Origin of the sequence: Rhizobium sp. TAL182, from assembly GCF_002117725.1 — a bacterium.
Classification (GTDB): Bacteria; Pseudomonadota; Alphaproteobacteria; order Rhizobiales; family Rhizobiaceae; genus Rhizobium; species Rhizobium esperanzae.
In genome coordinates, this window is record NZ_CP021028.1 from 269,746 (window position 1) to 291,853 (window position 22,108).

The window sequence follows — 22,108 nt, forward strand, 5'->3', positions numbered from 1 at the left end:
TATCCATCCGCCTTTCTAGCGCATGCCGGGGGCGGCTGAGTGCCGTTATTTCCGGTAGAATTTCTGCGACGCTGCGAGCGCGCGGCCGATGTCGAAGGAAGGAAGTTGCAGCGGCGTTCGGGGGTCACGGAAAACCAGACCGACGAGGTTGTCTACGATGAGGACGAAGCCGAGCGCCAGACCGAGATAAAGCAGGGCGGCAATGAGCACGAGCGATATTTCCATGGCTCACACGGCCACGTTGGAAGCGCGGGTTGCAAGAGGCGTGATCAAGAGCATTTCGATACGTTCGTTCATGGCTGCTTGCCTCGTGTTGCCATAAACAGATTTTGTATGGTCTTGTTCCCGCTTTGCGGGCGAAGGCTCAATTTTTTGGGAAGCGTCATAGTTTGCAGCGTCATCCGGCCCTTGTCAGCCCCCGCGCGGAAAACCCGCCTGCAAGCTTCCATATAACACAACTAATTCAAACATATGACAAAGAGAGGCCGAAGGGCGCCACGGTGACGCCCTTTCAACGATGTCATCGGTTTTCAATATTCAGGTCGCAGTCTTGCGGCTTGCAGTCCGCTTGGGCGCCGTCGTGACGCCGCCGTTCGTCTTAGCGCCTGGGGCGGCCTTCGTGGTCGTTGCGGCGCGCTTGGCCCTGGGTTTGGCCTCTTTGCCGTTGGAAGAGGCAGCAGAGCCGTCGAGCGCGTCGCGCTCGTGGCGTGCCTGTTCCCAATGGACGGAATCTCGCCCCGTCGGATAGCCCTCTTCTTCCCAGAGGGCGTATGCACGTTTTTTGATCCACTCTTCCCGAGTTTCTGCCATCGCTGATCTCCAGTCACATAATGCCGTCGTTCGAACGCGATACTGCCGGGATGGTTCCAGAGGAGGAGCGCCGTTTCAAGCGAAATCGAACTGCAACCGTAAATATTTCGCGTTGCAGCATATCAAGGTTGAGAATCGGCATTCACCGAGACTGAAATTCCGCCGCGCTGTGCAGATCTGACACGAATGCCTGGCGCTGCCTGTACTGCTCGGCCTCATCGCGGATTCTCAGGAGATAGGAGGGGTGGATGGTCACCAGAACCGGCGGATGATTTGCAGGCTGCAGGATGTGACCGCGCTCGGGCGTCAGTTTTGCCTTCGGCCCGAGCAGCGCATAGAGAGCGCTTGCGCCCATCGCCACCACGAGTTTCGGTTGCAGGATGTTGAGCTCCGCGCCGAGCCACCAGGCACAACGCCTTATCTCGCCGGCATTGGGTTTCGCATGCAGGCGTCGTTTGCCGCGCGGCGTAAACTTGAAGTGCTTGACGGCATTGGTGACGTAGCAGCGTTGACGGTCCAGGCCGGCCTCCTCGAGACAGAGGTCGAGCAGATGGCCTGCCGGGCCGACAAAGGGCCTGCCGGTGATATCCTCCCGGTCACCCGGCTGCTCACCGACAAGGACGATCTCGGCCCTTCCCGGACCTTCACCGAAGACGATTTGCGTCGCATTCCGATAGAGGTCACAGCGGGTGCAGTCCTCGGCCTGATGCCGGAGTTCTGCAATGCTGTCTGCATCCGCGACTTCGAGCGCCAAGGCAGGACCGACGCTTGCGGCGATGTTCATGATGGCGATCCTCATCTTCTGAAAAGGAATCGATCTCAACCGGGATTGTTCCCGCGATCGAACGGACCACTCCCGGCAAAACAATCCCGAGGAGAAATTTCGCGCCATGGGGGAGCGGCTGCATAATTGAACGCCGCCGTTTCGTGGCTATATTGGCCAGCGATGTTCTATCTCCTGTCGACCTACTGGCCGCATATCCTCTTTGTCGTTTCGATCGCCATGGGAGCCGCGGCGGCGATCCATGCCGCCATGACCAAGGAGGAGGTGCGCGCGGCAATCGGCTGGGTTGGCGTCATCATCCTCTCGCCGATCGTCGGTGCGCTGCTTTATGCGATTGCCGGCATCAATCGCATCCGCCGCAAATCCCTGAGCATTCGCCGCGACGCCCTGCTGCTCGCGCCCGGGACCGACGAGCTGGAGACGTTCGACGCCGACGCCGAGACCGTGATCAGCCAGTTCGGCCGCCGCTTTGCGGCGCTGCAGACGCTTGGCGACCGCGTGACACGCAACCCGCTGACATCAGGCAATACGATCGACATGCTGGAGACCGGCGATGAGGCCTATGCCGCGATGAAATCAGCCATCGATGAAGCGGGGCGCAGCATCCTGCTCGAAACCTACATCTTCGACCGTGATGTCATCGGTCTGCGCATCGCCGATGCGCTGATTGCCGCGGTGAAGCGGGGTGTGACGGTCCGGGTGCTGATCGATGCCGTCGGCGCGCGTTATTCGGTGCCGAGCATTCTCGGCCATCTCAAGGAGGGCGGCGTCACCGTCGCCGTCTTCAACGGCAATGTCATCATGGGTTTGCGGCTGCCCTATGCCAATCTGCGCACCCACCGCAAAATCCTGATCGTCGACGGCCGCATTGCGCTGACTGGCGGCATGAATATCAGGGCGGGTTTCAGCGAGCAGGCGACGGGCGAGACCTTTGCCCGTGATACGCATTTCAGCGTCACCGGCCCCGTCGTCGCCGACCTCTTCGATCTTGCCGCCGAAGACTGGCGGTTCACCACCGACGAACTGTTGAACGACGAGGCCTGGCGCATCGAGCCGCCGCAGCGCAGCCCCGGCGACCCCATCCTGATGCGCATCGTCGCCTCAGGGCCGGACCGCAGCGTCGAAACCAACCATAAGATGCTGATGGGTGCCTTTTCCGTTGCGCGTCAATCGATCCGCATCATGTCGCCCTATTTCCTGCCGGACCGCGAACTGATCAGCGCCCTGGTGACGGCGGCGCGACGCGGCGTCGAAGTCGATATCGTCGTGCCGGCTCTCAACAATCTCATGCTGGTCGACCGGGCGATGACGGCGCAATTCGATCAGATCCTCAAGAACTATTGCCGCATCTGGCGCTCGACCGGCAGCTTCAGCCATTCGAAGCTTTTGACGATCGACGGCACCTGGGCCTATGTCGGCTCTTCCAATCTCGATCCGCGCTCGCTCAGGCTGAACTTCGAGGTCGATCTCGAAGTGCTGAATGAAGGCTTTGCCGCCGAGATCGATGAGCACATCGAGGAAACCCTGAAATCGGCAACGCTGGTGACGCTGGAGGGCTTGCGCGCCCGGCCCTTTCCGGTGCGGCTGCTCGAAAAGATGCTGTGGCTGGGGTCGCCCTATCTTTGATTTTTTGTGCCCGGACATGGCAAGTTCAGCCTGCCTGCCTATACTGGCGAGAGAGCCTTTCGATCAACGAAACAAGTGCGCCCTCCGATGCACGCTAAAAAAGAAAATCTACCGGCCAGTATTCTCGCCTCGATCAGGAACAGGAAAAAGCGGCTTGATCCCGCCTATACGGAGACACGGCCGCGCAGTGCCGGAACGTTGATCGCCTCCTACAATGTGCACAAATGCGTCGGCACCGACCGCCGCTTCGATCCTGAACGGACTAGTCGGGTGATCCATGAAATCGGTGCCGATGTCATCGCACTGCAGGAGGCCGATACGCGTTTTGGCGAGCGCACCGGCATTCTCGATCTCGGCCGACTCGAGCGAGAGACGGGGCTAATCCCGGTGCCGGTCGCCGGCATGGCCAAGGCGCATGGCTGGCACGGCAATGTCGTGCTCTTCAAGAAGGGGCTGGTGCATGACGTGCACCAGGTCAAGCTGCCGGGGCTGGAGCCGCGCGGCGCGCTCGTCGCCGAAATCGAGCTGGAAGAGGGCGGTGTGCTACGCGTCATCGCCGCGCATTTTGGCCTGCTGCGCCATAACAGAGCCCAGCAGGCCCGCACACTGGTCGAACTCATCAACAACAGGCACGAGATGCCGACCATCCTGCTCGGCGACCTCAACGAATGGCGGCTGGGCGACCGCTCCTCGCTCAATACCTTCCAATCCGCCTTCGGAGAGCTACCACCTGCAGTCCCCAGCTTTCCCGCCGGCTTGCCGCTGCTCGCCCTCGACCGCATCATCGCCAACCGTAAGGGGATTATCTCCGAGGTGGAAGCGCATGACACGCCGCTCGCCCGCACCGCTTCGGATCATTTGCCGATCAAGGCGCTTGTCAACTTGAAACAGGCTGGCCGATAGATCAGCTCCAGAAAATCGCGCAGAGGCCTGCGGTCTGAACCGCGGAGCTGGTTGGCGGCTAACGCACTATAGAGCCGCAGCGGCGAGCAATTTCGTCGGAGTTCCGGCAAACCCGCCATGCGGTCTCGACGAGCCGGTGTCGTTCTTGATCTGGATCAAGGTCATCGCGAAAGGATGAATCTACTGTCGTCTCGTGGTCTTGCGGCATCAACAACTCCGAAGGAGAACCACAATGGCGAACACAATCTTCCACACCCGTTCCGATGCGCCGACGACGACCCCTGCGCAAATTTCCGTTCCTGTTCTCAGCGCGACGGTGGCGGTTTTTGCAGCCGTATCGTTCCTGCTTTGCATGCTTCTTGGCTTCATAGCTCCCGAGTGGGGCCTCCATAGGCCGTGGCTGCAGTTCTACCTCGGGCTCACCGGCTTCGACCTTTGGAGCGTGGTGCTCGGCACGGTTCAAAGCGTCGTTTTCGGCGGCTATGCGGGCGCATTGCTCGGAGCCATCTTCAACGTCCTCAGCCGCCGGTTTGGCTGATTGGCGACGCGCCGTTCGGCTCTGTCGCCCAGGCGCTGCGTCCGTCAACGGGCCTGGCCCGGCGGCGTGCACGCGAAGCACATAATTCGAAGTCATCCCGCCGCCGCGTCAGCGGAAGCGTGAACTGTGACCAGCCGAAGGAGAAGACCTATGAGAGTGCCGATTATTAACGCTGTCCTGCTGGCCGGGGCTATAACGGCCGGCACGGCAGGTATGACCTTTGCTCAGGCTAATGGGCCGGATCCACACCATCCCGAAGACGCGCCGCAGACCACCTCGCCTTCGGACGTGGAGGGAATGACCGGAAGCCCGGGAGAAATGCCCGGCTCCGACATGATGCCCGGCGGAATGATGGGCCGGAACATGATGCGATCCGGCATGGGCGGCATGCCGATGATGGGCATGCGCGGACCGATGATGAAGATCATGTTCGCGATTGCCGATACCGATGGCGACGGTTCGCTTTCATTCGATGAAGTGACCGCCATCCACAAACGGATTTTCGGCGGCGTGGACGCCAACAAGGACGGAAAGGTAACGATCGAGGAGATGCAGGCATTCTGGCGACCTTAGTCAACCCGGATGAGTAGCTCGGAACCGTGCGAATGGTCGCGCCGGCTCCGACGATGTGATAGGATCGGGCTGCATTTCACCGCGGGAGAGGTAAATGCGCCGAGTCCTTTTGACTTTGATCCTTTGCTCGCAGTCCGCATCGATATCTGCGGCGTCCGAGCTTTCGGTTTTCCATACCGCTTCGTTCGGCAGTAGCCGCTCGGTGAGCCTCAGCCTGGCGGAGGGCAGGCCAGCCCGCAACCCGGCCTTCGATTTCGACGTGGTGATCATACTGTCGGAATTCGATGGTGGTGGGACAGTGCTCTATCGGGATGCAGGGAAACACCAGGCAAGCGTTCGCTGCGTTTCGCCCGCGATGGTGCGGATCAATTCCGCCGACTATGCGGTCGACCTGTCGGCGCGACCTGGGGCCGACTGGAAGCACGATCTCTGGGCAGCGCTCTGCAACGCTCCAGTTTCATAAGCGGCAGTACGACGCGGCTCGATCGGCCCAGACCTCAGCCCTTCGGAGGGCGCACCTCCATGAACACGTATGGCGCTCCGGTCTCCGAGCGGATCGCATAAACGTCATAGGAGGCCGTCGGATCGTCACCCATCCCCAATGAACCGGACGGCATGCCCGGCACGGCCAGCCCCCGAAGCGGCGGCCGCTCGCGCAGCAATCGCTGGACGGCCTCGAGCGGCACGTGTCCCTCGAGGTAGTATTTCTCGACGACGGCGGTGTGGCAGCCCTCCAGATCGGCGGGCACACCCAGCCGCGCCTTGACGGCGGCGAGGTCGTCGGTGTCGCGGGTATCGGCGGAAAATCCCGCCGCGGCCATTGCCTTTGACCATTCGTGGCAGCAGCCGCAGTTCGGGTCCTTGTAGACCGTCATCTTCGCCGGGCCGGCGAGGGTTGCCCGGCCGGGGAGCGCGAGAACGGACGCTGCCATCGCGATGAAGCTTCTCCTGCGCATGGTCTCCACTCCTTGATGTACTGCCGCCCGGCTTTGAACCGGGCGGCAGTCGCACGTTATTTTACCTCGGTGACGGTCAGCTTGCCATTCACGCGTTCGGCGACGAACTCGATGCTCGAACCTTCCTTCAGCTTTTCGAGCAGCGCCTGGTCCTCGACCCGAAAGACCATCGTCATCGCCGGCATGTCGAGGTTCTTCAGGTCTTCATGCTTGATGGTGACCTTCTTCGCCTTGGCATCGACCTTGTTGACGACGCCCTTGGTGAATTCCTCAGCCAGTGCACCGAAGGCTGTCGAGGCCGAGAGCAAAGCGGCGATGCCGATTTTGATCATTGTGGATTTCATCTTCATATCTCCTTGTGTTGCGGTTCACTTGCCGGCGACGGTGACGTCGCCGTGCATGCCGGCTTCGTAGTGGCCGGGGATCAGGCAGGCGAACTTGAAGGCGCCGTCGGACGTGAATTTCCAGACGATCTCGCCGGATTGACCGGCCGGGAGGCGGATGGAATTGGCGTCGGCATGTTCCATTTCGGGGAACTTCTCCATGACCTTCTTGTGCTCGAGGATCTTGTCTTCCTGATCGAGCACGAACTCGTGGTCGACCGTCCCGGCATTTTTGATCGCGATCTTGACCGTTTGACCCTTACGGACGGAGAAGACGGCCGGGGTGAAGAGCATTTTGCCGTCGTCGGTTTCCGTCATCGTGACGCGGATCGTCTGTGTCGCCTTGGCTTTGTCCCCGGGCTCGCCGACAGCCATCTTCTCACCGTGGCCGCCGGCGTGATTGCCGGAGGCGAAAGCCGGGCCTGCCAAGGCGACGAACGCCAATGCGAGTAGATAATTCTTCATGCATATATCCTTTCTGGACGTGGGGGATTGAACTCAGCCCTTTGTCGGCTTCGGTGTGATTTGCGTTTTTGCGTCTTTGGCCTTGGTCGCGTCCGGCAGTTCGCCGGTCCATTCCCAGGCCTGTGTTCCGGGCGGGTTTTCGTACCAGCCCGGATCGGCGTAATCGTCCGCCGAGATGCCCTCGCGGACTTTCACCACCGAGAACATGCCGCCCATCTCGATGGGGCCGTGCGGCCCCCAACCCGTCATCATGGGGACGGTGTTTTCGGGAATGGGCATTTCCATCTCGCCCATATCGGCCATGCCCTTGGTGCCCATGGGCATGTATTCCGGCTGCAGCTTCCTGATCTTTTCGGTGACCTTCGACTTGTCGGCACCGATGAAGGTTGGGATGTCGTGTCCCATCGCGTTCATCGTATGATGCGACTTGTGGCAATGGATGGCCCAGTCGCCGAGATGCTTGGCGTCGAACTCGTAAGCCCGCATCGCGCCGACCGGGATGTCGATGCTGACCTCGGGCCAGCGCGCTTCCGGCCGCACCCAGCCGCCATCCGTGCATGTCACCTCGAAGTCGTAGCCATGCATGTGGACGGGGTGGTTGGTCATCGTCAGATTGCCGACGCGAACCCGCACCCTGTCGTTCTTCGAGACGACCAGCGGGCTGATGCCCGGAAACACGCGGCTGTTCCAGCACCACATGTTGAAGTCGGTCATCTCCATGATGCGCGGCACATAGGAACCGGGATCGATGTCGTAGGCGTTGAGCAGGAAGACGAAGTCGCGGTCGACGCGCATGAACGTCGGATCTTTCGGATGCACGACGAAGAAGCCCATCATGCCCATGGCCATCTGCACCATCTCGTCGGAATGCGGGTGGTACATGAAGGTGCCTGATTTCACGAGGTCGAACTCGTAGACGTAGGTCTTGCCGACGGGGATGTGCGGCTGCGTCAGTCCGCCGACACCGTCCATGCCGGATGGAAGAATCATGCCATGCCAGTGGATGGTCGTGTGTTCCGGCAGCTTGTTGGTGACGAAGATGCGCACTCGGTCGCCCTCGACGGCCTCGAGCGTCGGTCCGGGCGACTGGCCGTTGTAACCCCACAGGTAGGCGGTCATGCCCTCGGCCATCTCACGCTCCACCGGTTCGGCGACGAGGTGGAACTCCTTGACGCCGTTGTTCATCCGGTGGGGCAGGGTCCAGCCGTTGAGGGTGACGACCGGCTGGTAGTCGGGGCCTGAGGTCGGGTGAAGCGGCGGCTGCATGTCGGCCGTCTCCATTGTCGGAGCGTCGGGAAGGCCCATCGCCGAGGTCTTCGTCCAGGCACCGGCCGCCAGCAGGGCCGCGCTTGCTCCGAACAGTTGTCTTCTGTTGTACATGGTGAGGTCCTTTCTCAATGGCCACCGCCACCGCTGCTTTCGGAAGCCGCGGCGACTTCGGTTTCTGCTGACGCGTTCGACGCCCCGCCGCCATAGATCGCGGGCGCGAGATTGGCTTCGGCCAGCCAGAAGTCGCGCTTCGCATTGACGGAGAGCAGGATGGAGTTGATCTTGTCGCGCGTGTCGGTCAGCAGCTCGAAGGTGTTGGTAATCATGCCGTTGTAGGTGAGCAGGGATTCCTCCTCGACCTTGCTGCGCAGCGGCACGACATTGTTGCGGTAGTGCCGGGCAATGTCGTAGTTCGAGCGGTACGCTTCGGAAGCGGAGCGTGCTTCCGAGCGGACGTTGACAGCCTTCTCCGCGAGCTGGTTCGCCGCCCGCATGTATGCCAGCTCGGCCTTGCGCATCCGGGCTTTTCCGCTGTCGAAGATCGGGATGGCGAACGCGAGCTCGACCTGGCCGGTCGTCCTCGTCTTCTTCTCGTCATCCTCGATTTCCCGCTCCGTTTCGAAGCCGGTCAGGATCTCGAGGTCGGTGACATAGCGTGTCGCCTCGGTCAGGCCGTAGGATCTGGCCGTGGCTTCGAGTTCGAGCTTTGCGATCTGGAGGTCTATCCGGTTTCGGATTGCTTCGGCCTCGATCGCGTCTCGTCCGGCAACGGCCTTGGGCAGCGGCGCAAGGCTGTTCGGGACCTGATAGTCCAGATCGTTGCCCCACAGGCCCATGAGCCGCGTCAGCTCCTCCTTGGCGAGGCGTGCCGCCAGGCGGGCTTTTGCCGTCTCTCCGGCAAGTTCGGCGACGAACACATGTTCGCGGGCCTGGGCGCCCTTGGTCATCGCGCCTGTCTCGCCGAGCTTCTCCGCCAGTTCGGAAGCGGCATCCACCGCCGCCTGGGCGCGCTGGAGCTGGCCGACCGTCTCCCAAGTCGCCACCGCCCCGATCCAGGCACGTCGCGTGTCGGCGGCGAGCTGGAGCGTCCTGACGGCTGCGGTCAGTTGCGCCTGGCGGAAACGGGTGTCGGCAATCGCTATGTCCCCGTTTCTGGTCGCGAGCGCCAGGATGTTCGTCGTGATCATCGCCTCGATGGTCTTGAACGCCCCAAGTTCCGGCGTCCCTATGCCCGTCGTGGCGATGGCAACGGTCGGGTTGGTGAACATCGTCGACTGCCACGCATCGGCCGCGCTGTCGCCGAGATCGGCGTAGGCGGCCTGCAAGCCCTTGTTGTTGAGCAGGGCGATCTGAACGGCAGTCTCGACATCGATGGTCTTCTTTTGCGCAAGCAGGTTTTTTACCTGCGCGGCCGCCGAGCGGGCCTGGTTCTGGTTCTGTATCCAGACCGTCTGCTTGGTGGTGACGATCGCGGTCTTGTCGGCAACGGAAGCAAAACCGGCCTGCTTGCTTGCATATTCGGCGCCGGTGACGCAGCCGCTCAGCATCAGCGGGAAGGCCAGTACCGTGACGAATTTTCCGAGGCCGATCATGAGGCATCTCCCTTCCGAGGAGACTGCAGATCATTCTGTTTGCGCCACGGCTTCGGGTCGACCGGCTGCCTGGTGATATAACCCGAAACCGGTGATCGATAGACGACCGGGCGCGGGGACGGCTCTTCGATCGCGGCGGAAGACGTCACGACATCGGGAGGAAGCGTGGATGCGCAGCCGCCGACAACAAGCGGCAGCCCCACCACGAAAAGCGAGGGTTTCATTATGAAATTTCCGAAAAAGAGATAGCCTACGGCGCGCTTGCCCTGATGCGGGCAGGCGACCGACTGGATCCGGTCAAGCCGGCATATCCCTCATCAGATATTCGGGGGGCGATCCAGGGGCGGCAATTCCCCCATCACGTGCTGATCGTCGATAAACTGCCGGATCGAGGCGACGACCGGCCCGCCTAAGCTCTGGCTCGCGCACAGAAGCACGAAGCCGCCGCAAAAATCTTTGCAGCATTCCTGTTTGGCGATCTTGGAAGGACCGTCATTGTCGGCTGCATCGGCATGTGCGTGCTTGTGGTTTGAGACGCTGGCCATATCGTAGCTGCCGTGGGACGCAGCACTGGACATGGTCTTTTCAACTTGCAGGGCGGGACCGTGCATGGCGGCGTCGACAGTGGAAATGCTGTACCCAGCCAGCGATACGATGATCGCCAGCCGCACGAGGAGGAGCAGTCTGCTCAGTGCGATTCGGTACATATTGCCCATACTGCGTCGATTACATCGAACGCCGTCCATTATCAATTGCACGGAAGGACTGGCAGCGATTCGCGCCATTTCTGTGGCGCCGGCGCATCGTGCGCCCACAGGCTGACACTCTATAGCTTTGAGTTTACAGCTTTTCGGAGGATGGATCGCGACGCGGAAAGATCATCCGATCAAGCGTTTCGTCCTTGAGGACAAGCGTGTGCCACACCGCGGCGCCGAAGTGCAGAGCGACGATCAGCAGGATGATTTTCGCGATGGCGACATGGTAGGCTGCGGTTCCGAACCAGAAATAGCTGGTGACCAAACCCAAGCCGGCCTGCACCAGGATTGCCGCGTACAGGGCGTGATGAAGGGCGGCCGCAGCCTTCTGCCGCCGTGAAGCCGGCGATCGCGGCGCCGGCGGCCTCGTGATGCGCAGAAGCAGCCGGACGCCCATCAGCACTCCCATCAGCATGCCGGCATAATTGTGGACGTTGTGCTGGAAGAGATCGAAGGACGAGGGTGTTACGCCCATATGGGCGGCATGGTGAGTGCGTTCGATGCTGCCGCCGGTGAGGTACTGGACCGGGAGAAGCAGAGCGATCAGCCAATGCAGGCCGATCTGCGCCGTCGAATAGCTGCCTTTCATCATCCCCTCCGGACCTGCTCCACAACCTATCCTGCCGCAGTTAATGCTTCGTGCGCTGCCAGCGCTGTACCATCGACGCCCGCCGCGCGGCAGAGCGGTTACGCCCTCTTTTCGCTCGAATCGCTGCGACAGGGTCGGAGGGTCTTTCAGTTCGCCTCTTCAGAATTGGCGCGACCGGCCGGTCAATCACATGCGAGGTTTCTCGATGATTTCAGGAGTGCCCACCATTTTCGGCGCCGTCCTCGCCGTGTCCGCACTGGTTGCACCGGCGAGCGCGGATATCATCAGCGACAGACAGGCCGACATGAAAGCCATGGCCGCAGCGGCGAAGACCATAGCTGAGATGTTCCGGAACCCCGACACCTATTCGTCCATGCCGTTCGCAGCCGCCGCCGGCGCGATCGCCGAGAGGTCGGGCGAGGTTCTTGCAGGACATTTTGCGGATGGCATCGAGGATGCGAGGTCGGAAGCGAAGCCTGACATCGCCGGGGAGCGTGATCGCTTCGACCGTCTTGCCGAGGATCTTCGGACCTATGCGCGCGCACTGGACGCGGCGGCGAAAGCCAATCCCGGGGCGATGACCGAGCGCATGCGGATGCGGCCGGCAGAGCCGATGGGCGGCGGACCGCTCGGAACCCATGTCGCCAACGCGTCGAGCCTGTCGTCGCTTCCCGCCGAACACCTTTTCCACCTGATGTTGCAGACCTGCACGACCTGCCATGCGCGGTTCAGGATGGAGCGCTGACGCGAGGCGTCTCCGCGCAGGCGGCGGCACTGCCCTGATTTTTCAGCGGTCGAAGAGGCAGGTTGACTCATCGCCGGCGAAACAAACCCGTGAGGTGATCAAACCACCTGGCCCAGATCATCGGATCGATGATTTCAGGCGTGGAGGGCCGAATCAGCCGGTCAAGCCGAGGCAGAAGAAAAGCGGCCCAGTCGTCGAGGTCGCTCTTGCTGAAGTAGGGCAGCCAGACGTCGGAGGGACCATCCCATTGCCTTGGATTTGCCTTCGCCAGATCACCGAGTTTCACCAAGACAAGTCCGCCGTCGTCTCCGACAACCTCGACGTCCGGATCGGGATCCGGCCGGGGAAGGCGGGCGATGATGTGTTCTTCCAAAGCCTTGCCGATGGCTCGGTCGGCCTCGTCCAGATGGCGCAATATTCTCGTATCGCCAGCGGCGCCCACACCTTCCGAAAGGTTGAGCGTAAACTTGCCGCCGGTAAGGCCGTTCGAATATTGCGATACCTGTAGCCAGAAAACCCGTCTGCCTCGGACAAAGCTGCACTTGCCAGCCGCTTGCGATTGCCAGCCGAGCTCCTGAAACCTCGCGACCAGCAGCGAGCGCATATGTCGGTGAAAATCTTTGCTTTTCACATAGTCGCGCATGGTTCGGAGCTTCCGCTTTCGGCCGCAACGTCCTGGAACATCTCACGGCAGAATCGACGCCGCAATGTCTGAACTTGGCAATGTGGTTCGGTGCGATGGACTCCTGAGTGCAAACAGCGCTTGACGCCTTCCCAACTTTGCTAAATGCTAAGATGTCAGACCAATTTTCGATCTGACTGCCTGATGAGAAACTGGGGAACCATGAAGGCAAACAGCAGCGACAGACCGGTGATCCGGCCGCTTCCTGTTATCGACCGGGCGCGTCAGGTGACCGATGCGTTGGCGGATTATGTCGAAGACGCGCGCCTGCAGGCGGGGGACCGGTTGCCGGCGGAGCGGGAACTGATGGCCGCCCTTGCCGTCGGCCGTTCGACCATTCGCGAAGCGATCCGCCATTTTCAGGCGCTCGGCGTCATCGAGACGCGCAAGGGCAGCGGCACCTATCTGCTGAAACCGGTTTCGAGGGCAACGATCCATATGCCGCTGTCGTTCGACGCGGCGCATCTGCGCGACGCGCTGCTGCAGACGCTCGAAGTGCGCCGCGGCATCGAATGCGAGGCGGGCATGGTCGCGGCGCGGCGGCGTACCGCCAAGGATCTCGTCGTCATCGAGGAGAAGTTGAACGAGATGGAGCGGGTGCATCTGGAAAAGGGCACGTCCGGGCCGGAGGATCTGGCCTTCCATCTCGCCGTCTACGACGCCACCCACAATCCGCTGTTTCGCCAGCTGCTCGAACAGATGCGCGAGACCTTCGAGCGCTTCTGGGAGCATCCCTTCGACCGGCAGGATTTTGCGCGCCGGTCCTTTCCCTTTCACCGCACCCTTTTCAACGCGATCGCCGCCGGAGATGCCGAGGCGGCGCGCGCCGAAACGTTGAAAATTCTCGATATCGTCGAGGAAGACATCAAGGAAATGTCCAAATGAGCAGCGGCGCAGACCCGTTCGATCTTGCTTCTATCATCACCGCCCATGACGACGGCAATTTCGCCGACGCCGTCGTGCCGCCGATATTCCAGACCTCGCTTTTCACCTTTTCCGATTATGACGAGATGATCACCGTCTATCGTGGCGAGAAGGTGCGGCCGACCTATACGCGCGGGCTGAACCCGACGGTGCGGGCCTTCGAGGAAATGCTGACCAAGCTCGAAGGCGCCGAGGATGCGCTGGGTTTTGCCAGCGGCATGGCGGCGATCTCGTCCAGTGTTTTGAGCTTCGTCGAGCCGGGCGACCGCATCGTCGCCGTCAAACACGTCTATCCCGACGCCTTCCGCCTGTTCGGCACCATCCTGAAACGGATGAAGATCGAAGTGACCTATGTCGACGGGCGCGACGAGGAGGCCGTCGCCAGAGCGTTGCCCGGTGCCAAGCTGCTGTACCTGGAAAGCCCGACGAGCTGGGTGATGGAGGCGCATGATGTCGGTGCGCTCGCCGCCCTTGCCAAGCGCCACAGCGTCGTCTCGATGATCGACAACAGTTGGGCAAGCCCGTTCTTCCAGCGGCCGCTGACACTCGGCGTCGATCTCGTCATCCATTCGGCCTCGAAATATCTCGGTGGCCACAGCGATGTGGTGGCAGGCGTCGTCGCCGGCTCGAAGGAGGTGGTCGCTCGGATCAAGGCCGAGGCCTATCCCTATCTCGGCGGCAAGCTTTCGCCCTTCGACGCCTGGCTGCTGATCCGCGGTCTGCGCACCCTGCCGCTGCGCATGAAGGCCCATGAGGCCTCGGCCCTCGAGATCGCCCGGCGCCTGCAGCGGCTCGAGGTCGTGGAGACAGTCTGCCATCCGGGCCTCGCCAACCGGCTGCCGGCCGGGCTCAACGGCACGTCGGGCCTGTTTTCCTTCATCTTCCGCGAAGGTGTCGATATCCGCGCCTTCGCCGATCACCTCAAGCTCTTCAAACTGGGTGTGAGCTGGGGTGGGCACGAAAGCCTGATCGTACCGGGCGAGGTGGTGCTGCAGCAGAAGGCACAGCCGAATTCCGCGCAAACCTTTGGCATCCATGCGCGATCCGTACGTCTCCATGTCGGTCTCGAAGGAACCGAGGCGCTGTGGAGAGACATCGAGGAGGCGCTCGCCGCCGCCTCGCAATCTTGAAACCGAGAGAACCTAAAAGGGGGACTGAGCATGAAAAAACTAATAATCTCGACGCTCTTTGCTACGATGATGGCGGGTACGGCCTTTGCCGATACGACGCTCAAGCTTGTCGAAGTCATCACCAGCCCGGAGCGCACCGAAACGCTGAAATCGATCGTCGGCAAGTTCGAGGCCGCCAATCCCGGCACCAAGGTCGACATCATCTCGCTGCCCTGGAACGAAGCCTTCCAGAAGTTCGCCACCATGGTGTCGGCCGGCGACGTGCCCGATGTGATGGAAATGCCCGATACCTGGCTGTCGCTTTACGCCAATAACGGCATGCTCGAAAGCCTCGAGCCCTATCTCGCAAAGTGGGAGCACACCAAGGAGCTGACGCCGCGTGCCCTCGAACTCGGCCGCGACGTCAAGAACACCGCCTATATGCTGCCCTATGGCTTCTATCTGAGGGCGATGTTCTACAACAAGAAACTGCTTTCGGAGGCCGGCGTCGCCGCACCGCCGAAGACGCTGGATGAATTCACCGCTGCGTCGGAAAAAGTCTCCAAATTGCAGGGCAAATACGGTTACTGCATGCGCGGCGGACCGGGCGGCCTCAACGGCTGGATGATCTTTGCCGCCTCGATGGCCGGCTCGAACAAATACTTCAACGAGGACGGCACCTCGACGATGAACAGCCCCGGCTGGGCCAAGGGCATCGAGTGGATGGTCGACCTCTACAAGAAGGGTTATGCGCCGAAGGACAGCGTTAACTGGGGCTTCAACGAAGTCGTCGCCGGCTTCTATTCCGGCACCTGCGCCTTCCTCGACCAGGATCCGGATGCGCTGATCGCCATCGCCGAGCGGATGAAGAAGGAAGATTTCGGCGTCATGCCGCTGCCGAAGGGCCCTGATGGCAAGTCCTTCCCGACCATCGGTTACGGCGGCTGGTCGATGTTTGCGACCAGCGCCAACAAGGATCTCTCCTGGAAGCTGATCGCCACCCTCGAAGGGCCGGAAGGCAATATCGAGTGGAACAAGCGCATCGGCGCCCTGCCGGCCTATACCGCGGCCGAGAAGGATCCCTTCTACGCCGGTGACCAGTTCAAGGGCTGGTTCGAAGAGCTGGCGGATCCGAACACCGTGCCGACAGTCATGCCGACCTATCTCGAGGAATTCGCTTTCTTCAAGGATTCGCTGGCGATCAAGACCTCGCAGCAGGCCCTGCTCGGCGACATCTCGGCAAAGGATCTGGCCGACCAGTGGGCGGACTATCTGACCAAGGCGCAGCAGAAGTTTCTGAGCAAGAAATAAGGGTGAAGGGGGCTTCGAGACAGAAGCCCCCTCATCCGCCCTACGGGCACCTTCTCCCCGAGGGGAGAAGAGGGAGTCGAGACGTTGCGGCATATCCCTTCTCCCCTGGGGAGAAGGTGGCCCGAAGGGTCGGATGAGGGGCCTCAGCCACCCAATTCGAAGACATCACCAGCGCAAGGCCTCACCGGATAAAAATAATGGAAACTGCAAACCGATGACCATTTCCGCCGATATGCTCGACATGCGTCGCGACCGCAGGCCGTGGCTGCGTCGTCTTGCCGATGCTTCGGAGCCCTATCTCTACAGCGCCCCGTCGCTGATCCTGATCATCGCCGTGATGTTGGTGCCGCTGACACTCGGGCTGTCCTATGCCTTCCGAGATATCCAACTGCTCAATCCCTTTTCGGGCGGCTTCGTCGGACTCGATCACTTCCGCGAGCTTGCGGGCGATGCGGCCTTCTATGGTGCGCTGAGGAATACGCTCTGGTGGACCGGCGCCTCGGTCGTCTTGCAATTCACCTTCGGCCTCATCCTGGCGTTACTGCTCGACAAGCCATTCCCGGGCCGGGCGATCGCGCAGGCGCTGGTCTTCCTGCCTTGGGCCGTACCGTCCTTTCTCGCCGGCCTCAACTGGGCCTGGCTGTTCAATCCTGTTATCGGGCCGATCCCGCACTGGCTCTTTGCGCTCGGGCTGATGCATGAGCCGGGCAATATCCTTTCCGATCCCAATTATGCGATGTGGGGTCCGATCGTCGCCAATGTCTGGTGGGGCATTCCCTTCTTTGCCATCACGCTGCTGGCGGCCCTGCAGGCGATCCCGCGTGATCTCTACGAGGCCGCGTCGATCGACGGCGCCGGCTGGTTCCAGCGTTTCCGCTCGATCACCCTGCCGTTTCTCGCGCCGACGATCGCCATCACCGTGCTCTTGCGCACCGTCTGGATCTCCAATTTCGCCGATCTCATCGTCGTCATGACCAATGGCGGACCCGCCGACCGCACCCAGATCGTCGCGAGCTACATCTTCACCACGGCGTTCAAGCGGCTCGATTTCGGTTATGCCTCGGCGATTGCACTGGTGCTGCTCGCGCTGCTGCTTGCCTATTCAATGCTGATCATCCTGCTGCGGCAGACGCTGCTGAACAAGGATTGAGACCATGAGACGATCAATCCTTCCCACCATCGCGCATCGCTTAGCGATCCTCTGCTACATTGCCTTTGCGCTCTTCCCACTGTTCTGGCTTCTCAAGGTCTCGGTGACGCCGAACGACCTGCTCTACACCGAAGGCGTGCGCATGTGGCCGTCGCGCACCAGCTGGGATCATTATGCCTTCGTGCTGCAGCACAGCGCCTTCCCGACCTTTTTCAAGAACAGCCTGATCGTCTCGGCTTCGACGGCGGTGACCGTGACGATCTGCGCCTCGCTCTCGGGCTACGCGCTGTCGCGCTTCAATTTTCGGGCGAAATACTGGATTGTCGCGCTGATGCTGCTGACCCAGATGTTTCCGCTCGTCATGCTGGTGGCGCCGATCTTCAAGATCCTGTCGCCCCTGCATTTGACCAACAGCCTGACTGGCCTCGTCATCGTCTACACCGCTTTCAACGTGCCCTTCGCCACTTTCCTGATGCAGTCCTTCTTCGACGGCATTCCCAAGGATCTCGAAGAGGCGGCGATGATCGACGGGGCGACGCAATTCACCGCGTTTCGCCAGATCATCCTGCCGCTGACGCTGCCCGGCATCGCGGCGACGCTCGGCTTCGTCTTCACCGCCGCCTGGAGCGAACTGCTCTTCGCGCTGATGCTGATCAACGGCAATGACGCGGCGACCTTCCCGGTCGGGCTTCTCACCTTCGTTTCGAAATTCTCGGTGGATTTTGGGCAGATGATGGCGGCGGGCGTCCTGGCGCTCATCCCGGCCGGCCTCTTCTTCCTGCTCATCCAGCGTTATCTCGTCCAGGGCCTGACGGCCGGCGCGGTCAAGGGTTAAACAAATGGCATCGATCGACATCCAGAACATCCGCAAAGCCTACGGCCATGTGCAGGTGCTGCACGGCGTCGACCTCGAAATCCGGGACGGCGAATTCGTCGTGCTGGTCGGTCCCTCCGGCTGCGGCAAGTCCACGCTGTTGCGCATGATTGCCGGGCTGGAGGATGTCACATCGGGCGAAATCCGGATTGCCGGCGCCAGAGTGAACGAACGGCATCCGAAGGACCGTGACATTGCCATGGTGTTCCAGTCCTATGCGCTCTATCCGCACATGAACGTTGCCGGCAATATGAGCTACAGCCTCAGACTGCGAAAGACGGCCAAGGAGAAGATTACGAGCGCGGTGGCGGCGGCCGCCGCCAAGCTCGGCCTCGACCCGCTGCTTGAACGGCGGCCGAAGGCGCTTTCCGGCGGCCAGCGCCAGCGCGTCGCCATGGGCCGCGCCATCGTGCGCCAGCCGAAGGCTTTCCTGTTCGACGAGCCGCTGTCCAATCTCGATGCGCGCCTGCGCGAACAGATGCGCGCCGAAATCAAGAAGCTGCACGGCGAGCTGAAGGCGACCTCGATCTATGTCACCCACGATCAGATCGAGGCGATGACGCTGGCGGACCGGATCGTCGCCATGCATGGCGGCGTCGTCCAGCAGGTCGGCAGTCCGCTGGAACTCTACGACCGGCCGGCCAACCTGTTCGTCGCCGGCTTCATCGGTTCGCCGGGGATGAATTTCCTCGAGGCGAATTATGACGCGGGTGGCGTGCGGCTGAAAGACGGAACGATCGTGCCGCTGGCAAAGCCGTTGCCGCTTGAAGACGGCGCGAAGGTGACGCTCGGCATCCGGCCCGAGCATGTGCTGATGACGAATGATGGAACCGGGCTTGCCACCGATGTGGAGCTCGTCGAGCCCACCGGATTCGGCATCATCCTCCACCTCGCGCTTCACGGCCTGCCGTTCAAGATCTTCACGCTCGACCGCGAAGCGCTGAAGGCAGGGCCGAAGGTCAATGTCGCCTTCCCGCCGCAATATTTGCATGTGTTCGATGGCGAAGGCCAACGCGTCGATTGAGCGGTCGAGGTTCAAAGCCATTCCTCAGGCGGCCCTATCTGCTGGTTGTTCCCATCGCAGAAAGCACCCGGCGTGAAAAGATCGATCAGATTCAAGGGGATGATCGAGACTCGGAAAACGCGTGATTCATTTTCGCTAAGCTATTGAAATTTGATTCGTTTTGATTCGGAACCAATCGTAAAGTGATTCGGTTGACTCGCACTGGTTGCGGCAGGAGCGCGTGCGAAATGGTTGCCCCGAGAGCGAATTGGAAAGGCTTTATCAAGTTCGGGGAAGTCGCTTTCCCGGTGGCGCTCTACACCGCCGCCTCCACATCCGAGCGGATTGCGTTTCACACGCTGAACAGGAAGACCGGCAACCGTGTGCGCCGAGAATTCGTGGACGGCGAGACCGGCGATCCGGTCGAGCGCGAGGACCAGGTCAAGGGTTTTGAGATCGAGGACGGTCGCTACGTCGTGCTCGAGCCCGAGGAAGTCGCGGCTGCCATTCCGGAAAGCGACAAGACGCTGAAGGTGGAGGCCTTTATTCCTTTTGAGGAGGTCGACGACGTCTATTTCGACAAGCCTTATTATCTGGCTCCCGACAAGATGGGCAGCGACGCCTTCAAACTCCTGCGGGATGGTATGGAGAAAGCCAAGGTCGCGGCCATTGCCCGGACGGTGCTGTTCCGGCGCCTGCGAACGCTTCTCATCCGCCCCCATGGAAAGGGGCTGGTTGGCTCAACCTTGAACTTCGATTATGAGGTTCGCTCCTCCGAAAAGGCATTCGAGGAGATGCCGGATCTCAAGATCGAAGGCGAGATGCTGGAGCTCGCCAAGCACATCATCAACACCAAGAAGGGTGACTTCGACCCGAAGCAGTTCGACGACCGTTATGAAGCCGCCGTCGCCGAACTGGTGAAGGCCAAGATCGAAGGCCGCACCCTTCCGAAGAAAAAGGCGCCGCCGGCTCCGAAACCGAGCGACCTGCTACAGGCCCTTCGCGAAAGCGCCGGCATGGCGGCGCCGGCAAAGGCGAAGCGCACCGCTGCAAATGCCAATGCCGGCAAGAACAGGCAGAAGGCCGCGCGCGCGGCGGCGCCGAAATCGCGCAGCTCAGGCGGCGCTCACCAGCGCCGCGCCGGGTGATCGGAGGCTTCCATGGCGATCCGACCTTACTGGAAAGGTTATCTCAAACTGTCGCTCGTCACCTGTCCGGTGCAGATGATGCCGGCCACCTCCGAAAACGAGAAGGTGCGCTTTCACACACTCAATCGCGTCACCCAAAACCGGGTCGTCAGCCACTATGTGGACGCCGTCACCGGCAAGGACGTGAAAGATGAAGACGAAGTGAAAGCCTATCAGCGCGGCGAGGACGAGTATGTCTTGCTCGAAGACGAGGAATTGGAGAACGTTGCGCTTGAAAGCACCAAGACGATCGATATCGAAGTCTTTACGCCGCGCAACAGTGTCGAATGGATCTGGCTCGACACGCCCTACTATCTCTCACCCGATGATCCGGTCGGCCAGGAAGCATTCTCGGTGATCCGCGACGCGATGGCGGCTGAGGACATGGTCGGCATCTCGCGGCTGGTGATCGCGCGCCGCGAGCGCGCCGTGATGCTGGAGCCTCGCGGCAAGGGCATCGTCCTTTGGACCCTGCGCTACGGCGACGAGGTGCGCGACGCTGAAAACTATTTCGATAGGGTGGACGATCAGCCGGCGGACAGCCAGATGATGCCGCTGGTGCAGCAGCTCATCAAGAAGCAGACGCAGCACTGGAATCCGAAGATGGCCTCCGACCCGGTGCAGGATAGGCTGCTCGACCTCATCGAGGCCAAGAAGAAACAGATGAAAAAGCCTGTTAAAGCGAAACCCAAGGGCAGGGAGAAGGCAGAGCCGGCTCCGAGCAACGTCATCAATATCATGGAGGCGCTGCGCAAATCCGTCGATGCCGAGAACCGATCCGGCAGGCATTGAGTGATGACCAGATCACGCGGCCCCTCCGCTCCTCTCCTTCGCGACTCCAGTTCTTCGATACAATCGCGACCTGTCCGTCGGCGTGATCCGGACCAGCCAAACCTGCCGTTTGATGCAATGCCGTCCAGAGTGGAGCCATGCCTGGCGCTGCTGAAGCAGACAGTGCCGCAAGGGCCGGATTGGCTTTATGAGGTGAAGTGGGACGGCTACCGATTGGCGCTCCACATCGAGCCAAAGGGCATTCGCATTCTCACTCGTGGCGGCCATGACTGGACCCATCGATTTCCGAGGATCGCCGCAGGGGCAAGAGAACTCGGTGTGTCGAGCTGCATTCTCGACGGAGAAGCCGTCGTCCTCGATGAAGAGGGGCGCTCGGACTTCGGAGCGTTGCAGCGCTCGCTCGGCGGCAGAGGCGGCAAGCGGATCTCGACCGAATCCATATTCTACGCCTTCGATCTGTTGTACCTCGACGGTCACGACCTGACGCGCACGGAACTGTCGGTGCGCCGTCATTTACTGGAAGATCTGATCCCCGAGACCGACGGTGGCGCCATTCGGTTCTCGCAAGAACTGGATTTGGGTGGCGAGGAACTGCTCGAGCACGCATGCCGTCTGGGTATGGAAGGCATCATCGCAAAGCGCAGGGACAGTCCCTACCGGAGTGGCCGCCTCGGGGATTGGCAGAAGATCAAATGTGTTCAGAGCGACAGCTTCATGATCGTGGGTTACGAGGAATCCGCCAGCACCCGCGGCGGGCTCGGCAGTCTGTTGCTTGCGGGTCGAAAGGGTCACGACTGGATCTACGTCGGGTCCGTTGGCACGGGGTTCAATCGAACCGAGGCGGAATATTTGCGCAAGACGTTGAACCGCCTCCAAACGAAAAAACCCATCGTGCCGCTGAAAGGGAAGCGGCTTGTCTTTTCCCAGCCGACCCTCATCGCTGAAATCGAGTTTCGCGGCTGGACGCGTGAGGGCAGCCTACGCCACCCCTCATATAAGGGGCTCCGCGAGATCCAGGATCATGCTGCCGTCTTCGATATGGCTGATGGCCCGGCTGCGATCAGATGAAGTCATTCAGGGCCGCGAGC

The 22,108-nt window shown here is 61.2% G+C and carries 27 protein-coding genes; 15 read left to right on the forward strand and 12 right to left on the reverse strand.

Features of this window, described 5'->3' with window-relative positions; all coding sequences use genetic code 11:
* Positions 1-45: 45 nt before the first annotated feature.
* The 3 genes from Tal182_RS27855 to Tal182_RS27865 form a co-directional block, all read right to left on the reverse strand.
* Complete coding sequence (locus Tal182_RS27855; RefSeq protein WP_085861574.1) at positions 46-225, reverse strand: hypothetical protein; 180 nt, start codon at positions 223-225, stop codon at positions 46-48.
* 312 nt (positions 226-537) lie between these two features.
* Positions 538-810 carry a DUF2934 domain-containing protein gene (locus tag Tal182_RS27860; protein ID WP_085861575.1) on the reverse strand — a complete coding sequence of 91 codons (273 nt, stop codon included), beginning with the start codon at positions 808-810 and terminating at the stop codon, positions 538-540.
* A gap of 142 nt (positions 811-952) precedes the next feature.
* Positions 953-1,594, reverse strand: coding sequence for a UdgX family uracil-DNA binding protein (locus Tal182_RS27865; RefSeq protein WP_085861755.1), 642 nt, complete (start codon positions 1,592-1,594; stop codon positions 953-955).
* 162 nt (positions 1,595-1,756) lie between these two features.
* Between Tal182_RS27865 and Tal182_RS27870 the strand changes: the two genes are divergently transcribed.
* The 5 genes from Tal182_RS27870 (at position 1,757) to Tal182_RS27890 (ending at position 5,697) form a co-directional block, all read left to right on the forward strand.
* Positions 1,757-3,220 carry a phosphatidylserine/phosphatidylglycerophosphate/cardiolipin synthase family protein gene (locus Tal182_RS27870; protein WP_085861576.1) on the forward strand — a complete coding sequence of 488 codons (1,464 nt, stop codon included), beginning with the start codon at positions 1,757-1,759 and terminating at the stop codon, positions 3,218-3,220.
* 87 nt (positions 3,221-3,307) lie between these two features.
* A complete protein-coding gene (locus Tal182_RS27875; RefSeq protein WP_011428088.1) occupies positions 3,308-4,123 on the forward strand; it encodes an endonuclease/exonuclease/phosphatase family protein in 816 nt (271 codons plus the stop codon).
* A 232-nt stretch (positions 4,124-4,355) separates the two neighbouring features.
* Positions 4,356-4,661, forward strand: coding sequence for a hypothetical protein (locus tag Tal182_RS27880; protein ID WP_085861577.1), 306 nt, complete (start codon positions 4,356-4,358; stop codon positions 4,659-4,661).
* Positions 4,662-4,811: 150 nt separating this feature from the next.
* Entirely contained in the window at positions 4,812-5,234 is a 423-nt protein-coding gene (locus Tal182_RS27885; protein ID WP_064808408.1) for an EF-hand domain-containing protein, read from the forward strand.
* Positions 5,235-5,328: 94 nt separating this feature from the next.
* Positions 5,329-5,697 (forward strand): hypothetical protein, encoded by a 369-nt coding sequence (locus tag Tal182_RS27890; protein WP_085861578.1) that lies wholly within the window; start codon positions 5,329-5,331, stop codon positions 5,695-5,697.
* Positions 5,698-5,731: 34 nt separating this feature from the next.
* Here the strand turns inward: Tal182_RS27890 and Tal182_RS27895 are convergent, their stop codons facing one another.
* The 8 genes from Tal182_RS27895 to Tal182_RS27930 all read right to left on the reverse strand — a co-directional run bounded on the left by Tal182_RS27895 (position 5,732) and on the right by Tal182_RS27930 (position 11,243).
* Positions 5,732-6,190 (reverse strand): DUF411 domain-containing protein, encoded by a 459-nt coding sequence (locus Tal182_RS27895; RefSeq protein WP_064808411.1) that lies wholly within the window; start codon positions 6,188-6,190, stop codon positions 5,732-5,734.
* Between the two features lie 56 nt (positions 6,191-6,246).
* Positions 6,247-6,534 carry a copper-binding protein gene (locus Tal182_RS27900; protein WP_085861756.1) on the reverse strand — a complete coding sequence of 96 codons (288 nt, stop codon included), beginning with the start codon at positions 6,532-6,534 and terminating at the stop codon, positions 6,247-6,249.
* 24 nt (positions 6,535-6,558) lie between these two features.
* The gene (locus tag Tal182_RS27905; RefSeq protein ID WP_029531961.1) at positions 6,559-7,038 is read right to left on the reverse strand and encodes a plastocyanin/azurin family copper-binding protein; all 480 of its coding nucleotides are present in this window, start codon (positions 7,036-7,038) and stop codon (positions 6,559-6,561) included.
* Between the two features lie 33 nt (positions 7,039-7,071).
* Positions 7,072-8,418: a copper oxidase gene (locus Tal182_RS27910; protein ID WP_085861579.1), complete on the reverse strand. Its 1,347-nt coding sequence runs from the start codon at positions 8,416-8,418 to the stop codon at positions 7,072-7,074.
* 14 nt (positions 8,419-8,432) lie between these two features.
* Positions 8,433-9,899, reverse strand: coding sequence for a TolC family protein (locus Tal182_RS27915; protein ID WP_085861580.1), 1,467 nt, complete (start codon positions 9,897-9,899; stop codon positions 8,433-8,435).
* On the reverse strand, positions 9,896-10,123 hold the full coding sequence (locus tag Tal182_RS27920) for a hypothetical protein (RefSeq protein WP_085861581.1): 228 nt from the start codon (positions 10,121-10,123) through the stop codon (positions 9,896-9,898). Before Tal182_RS27920 ends, Tal182_RS27915 begins: the two co-directional genes overlap by 4 nt.
* Positions 10,124-10,216: 93 nt before the next feature.
* Complete coding sequence (locus tag Tal182_RS27925; protein ID WP_081279287.1) at positions 10,217-10,615, reverse strand: hypothetical protein; 399 nt, start codon at positions 10,613-10,615, stop codon at positions 10,217-10,219.
* 124 nt (positions 10,616-10,739) lie between these two features.
* Positions 10,740-11,243 (reverse strand): cytochrome b/b6 domain-containing protein, encoded by a 504-nt coding sequence (locus Tal182_RS27930; protein ID WP_085861582.1) that lies wholly within the window; start codon positions 11,241-11,243, stop codon positions 10,740-10,742.
* Between the two features lie 190 nt (positions 11,244-11,433).
* Between Tal182_RS27930 and Tal182_RS27935 the strand changes: the two genes are divergently transcribed.
* On the forward strand, positions 11,434-11,988 hold the full coding sequence (locus Tal182_RS27935) for a cytochrome c (protein WP_085861583.1): 555 nt from the start codon (positions 11,434-11,436) through the stop codon (positions 11,986-11,988).
* Positions 11,989-12,055: 67 nt separating this feature from the next.
* On the opposite strand, the gene Tal182_RS27940 is transcribed toward Tal182_RS27935, so the two are convergent.
* Positions 12,056-12,631: a hypothetical protein gene (locus tag Tal182_RS27940; RefSeq protein WP_085861584.1), complete on the reverse strand. Its 576-nt coding sequence runs from the start codon at positions 12,629-12,631 to the stop codon at positions 12,056-12,058.
* A gap of 201 nt (positions 12,632-12,832) precedes the next feature.
* On the opposite strand from Tal182_RS27940, the gene Tal182_RS27945 reads away from it, so the two are divergent.
* The 9 genes from Tal182_RS27945 to ligD all read left to right on the forward strand — a co-directional run bounded on the left by Tal182_RS27945 (position 12,833) and on the right by ligD (position 22,088).
* Positions 12,833-13,555 (forward strand): FadR/GntR family transcriptional regulator, encoded by a 723-nt coding sequence (locus tag Tal182_RS27945; RefSeq protein WP_020923112.1) that lies wholly within the window; start codon positions 12,833-12,835, stop codon positions 13,553-13,555.
* Positions 13,552-14,724 (forward strand): PLP-dependent transferase, encoded by a 1,173-nt coding sequence (locus Tal182_RS27950; protein ID WP_085861585.1) that lies wholly within the window; start codon positions 13,552-13,554, stop codon positions 14,722-14,724. Before Tal182_RS27945 ends, Tal182_RS27950 begins: the two co-directional genes overlap by 4 nt.
* 30 nt (positions 14,725-14,754) lie before the next feature.
* On the forward strand, positions 14,755-16,014 hold the full coding sequence (locus tag Tal182_RS27955) for a sugar ABC transporter substrate-binding protein (protein WP_064808428.1): 1,260 nt from the start codon (positions 14,755-14,757) through the stop codon (positions 16,012-16,014).
* Between the two features lie 214 nt (positions 16,015-16,228).
* Positions 16,229-17,164 (forward strand): sugar ABC transporter permease, encoded by a 936-nt coding sequence (locus Tal182_RS27960; protein WP_085861586.1) that lies wholly within the window; start codon positions 16,229-16,231, stop codon positions 17,162-17,164.
* Positions 17,165-17,168: 4 nt separating this feature from the next.
* Positions 17,169-17,999 (forward strand): carbohydrate ABC transporter permease, encoded by an 831-nt coding sequence (locus Tal182_RS27965; RefSeq protein ID WP_085861587.1) that lies wholly within the window; start codon positions 17,169-17,171, stop codon positions 17,997-17,999.
* Positions 18,000-18,003: 4 nt separating this feature from the next.
* A complete protein-coding gene (ugpC, locus tag Tal182_RS27970; RefSeq protein ID WP_085861588.1) occupies positions 18,004-19,062 on the forward strand; it encodes a sn-glycerol-3-phosphate ABC transporter ATP-binding protein UgpC in 1,059 nt (352 codons plus the stop codon).
* Positions 19,063-19,289: 227 nt separating this feature from the next.
* The gene (locus Tal182_RS27975) at positions 19,290-20,189 is read left to right on the forward strand and encodes a Ku protein (RefSeq protein WP_085861589.1); all 900 of its coding nucleotides are present in this window, start codon (positions 19,290-19,292) and stop codon (positions 20,187-20,189) included.
* 12 nt (positions 20,190-20,201) lie between these two features.
* Positions 20,202-21,020 (forward strand): Ku protein, encoded by an 819-nt coding sequence (locus tag Tal182_RS27980; RefSeq protein WP_085861590.1) that lies wholly within the window; start codon positions 20,202-20,204, stop codon positions 21,018-21,020.
* A gap of 3 nt (positions 21,021-21,023) precedes the next feature.
* Positions 21,024-22,088: a non-homologous end-joining DNA ligase gene (gene ligD / locus Tal182_RS27985; protein WP_085861591.1), complete on the forward strand. Its 1,065-nt coding sequence runs from the start codon at positions 21,024-21,026 to the stop codon at positions 22,086-22,088.
* Positions 22,089-22,108: the final 20 nt, after the last annotated feature.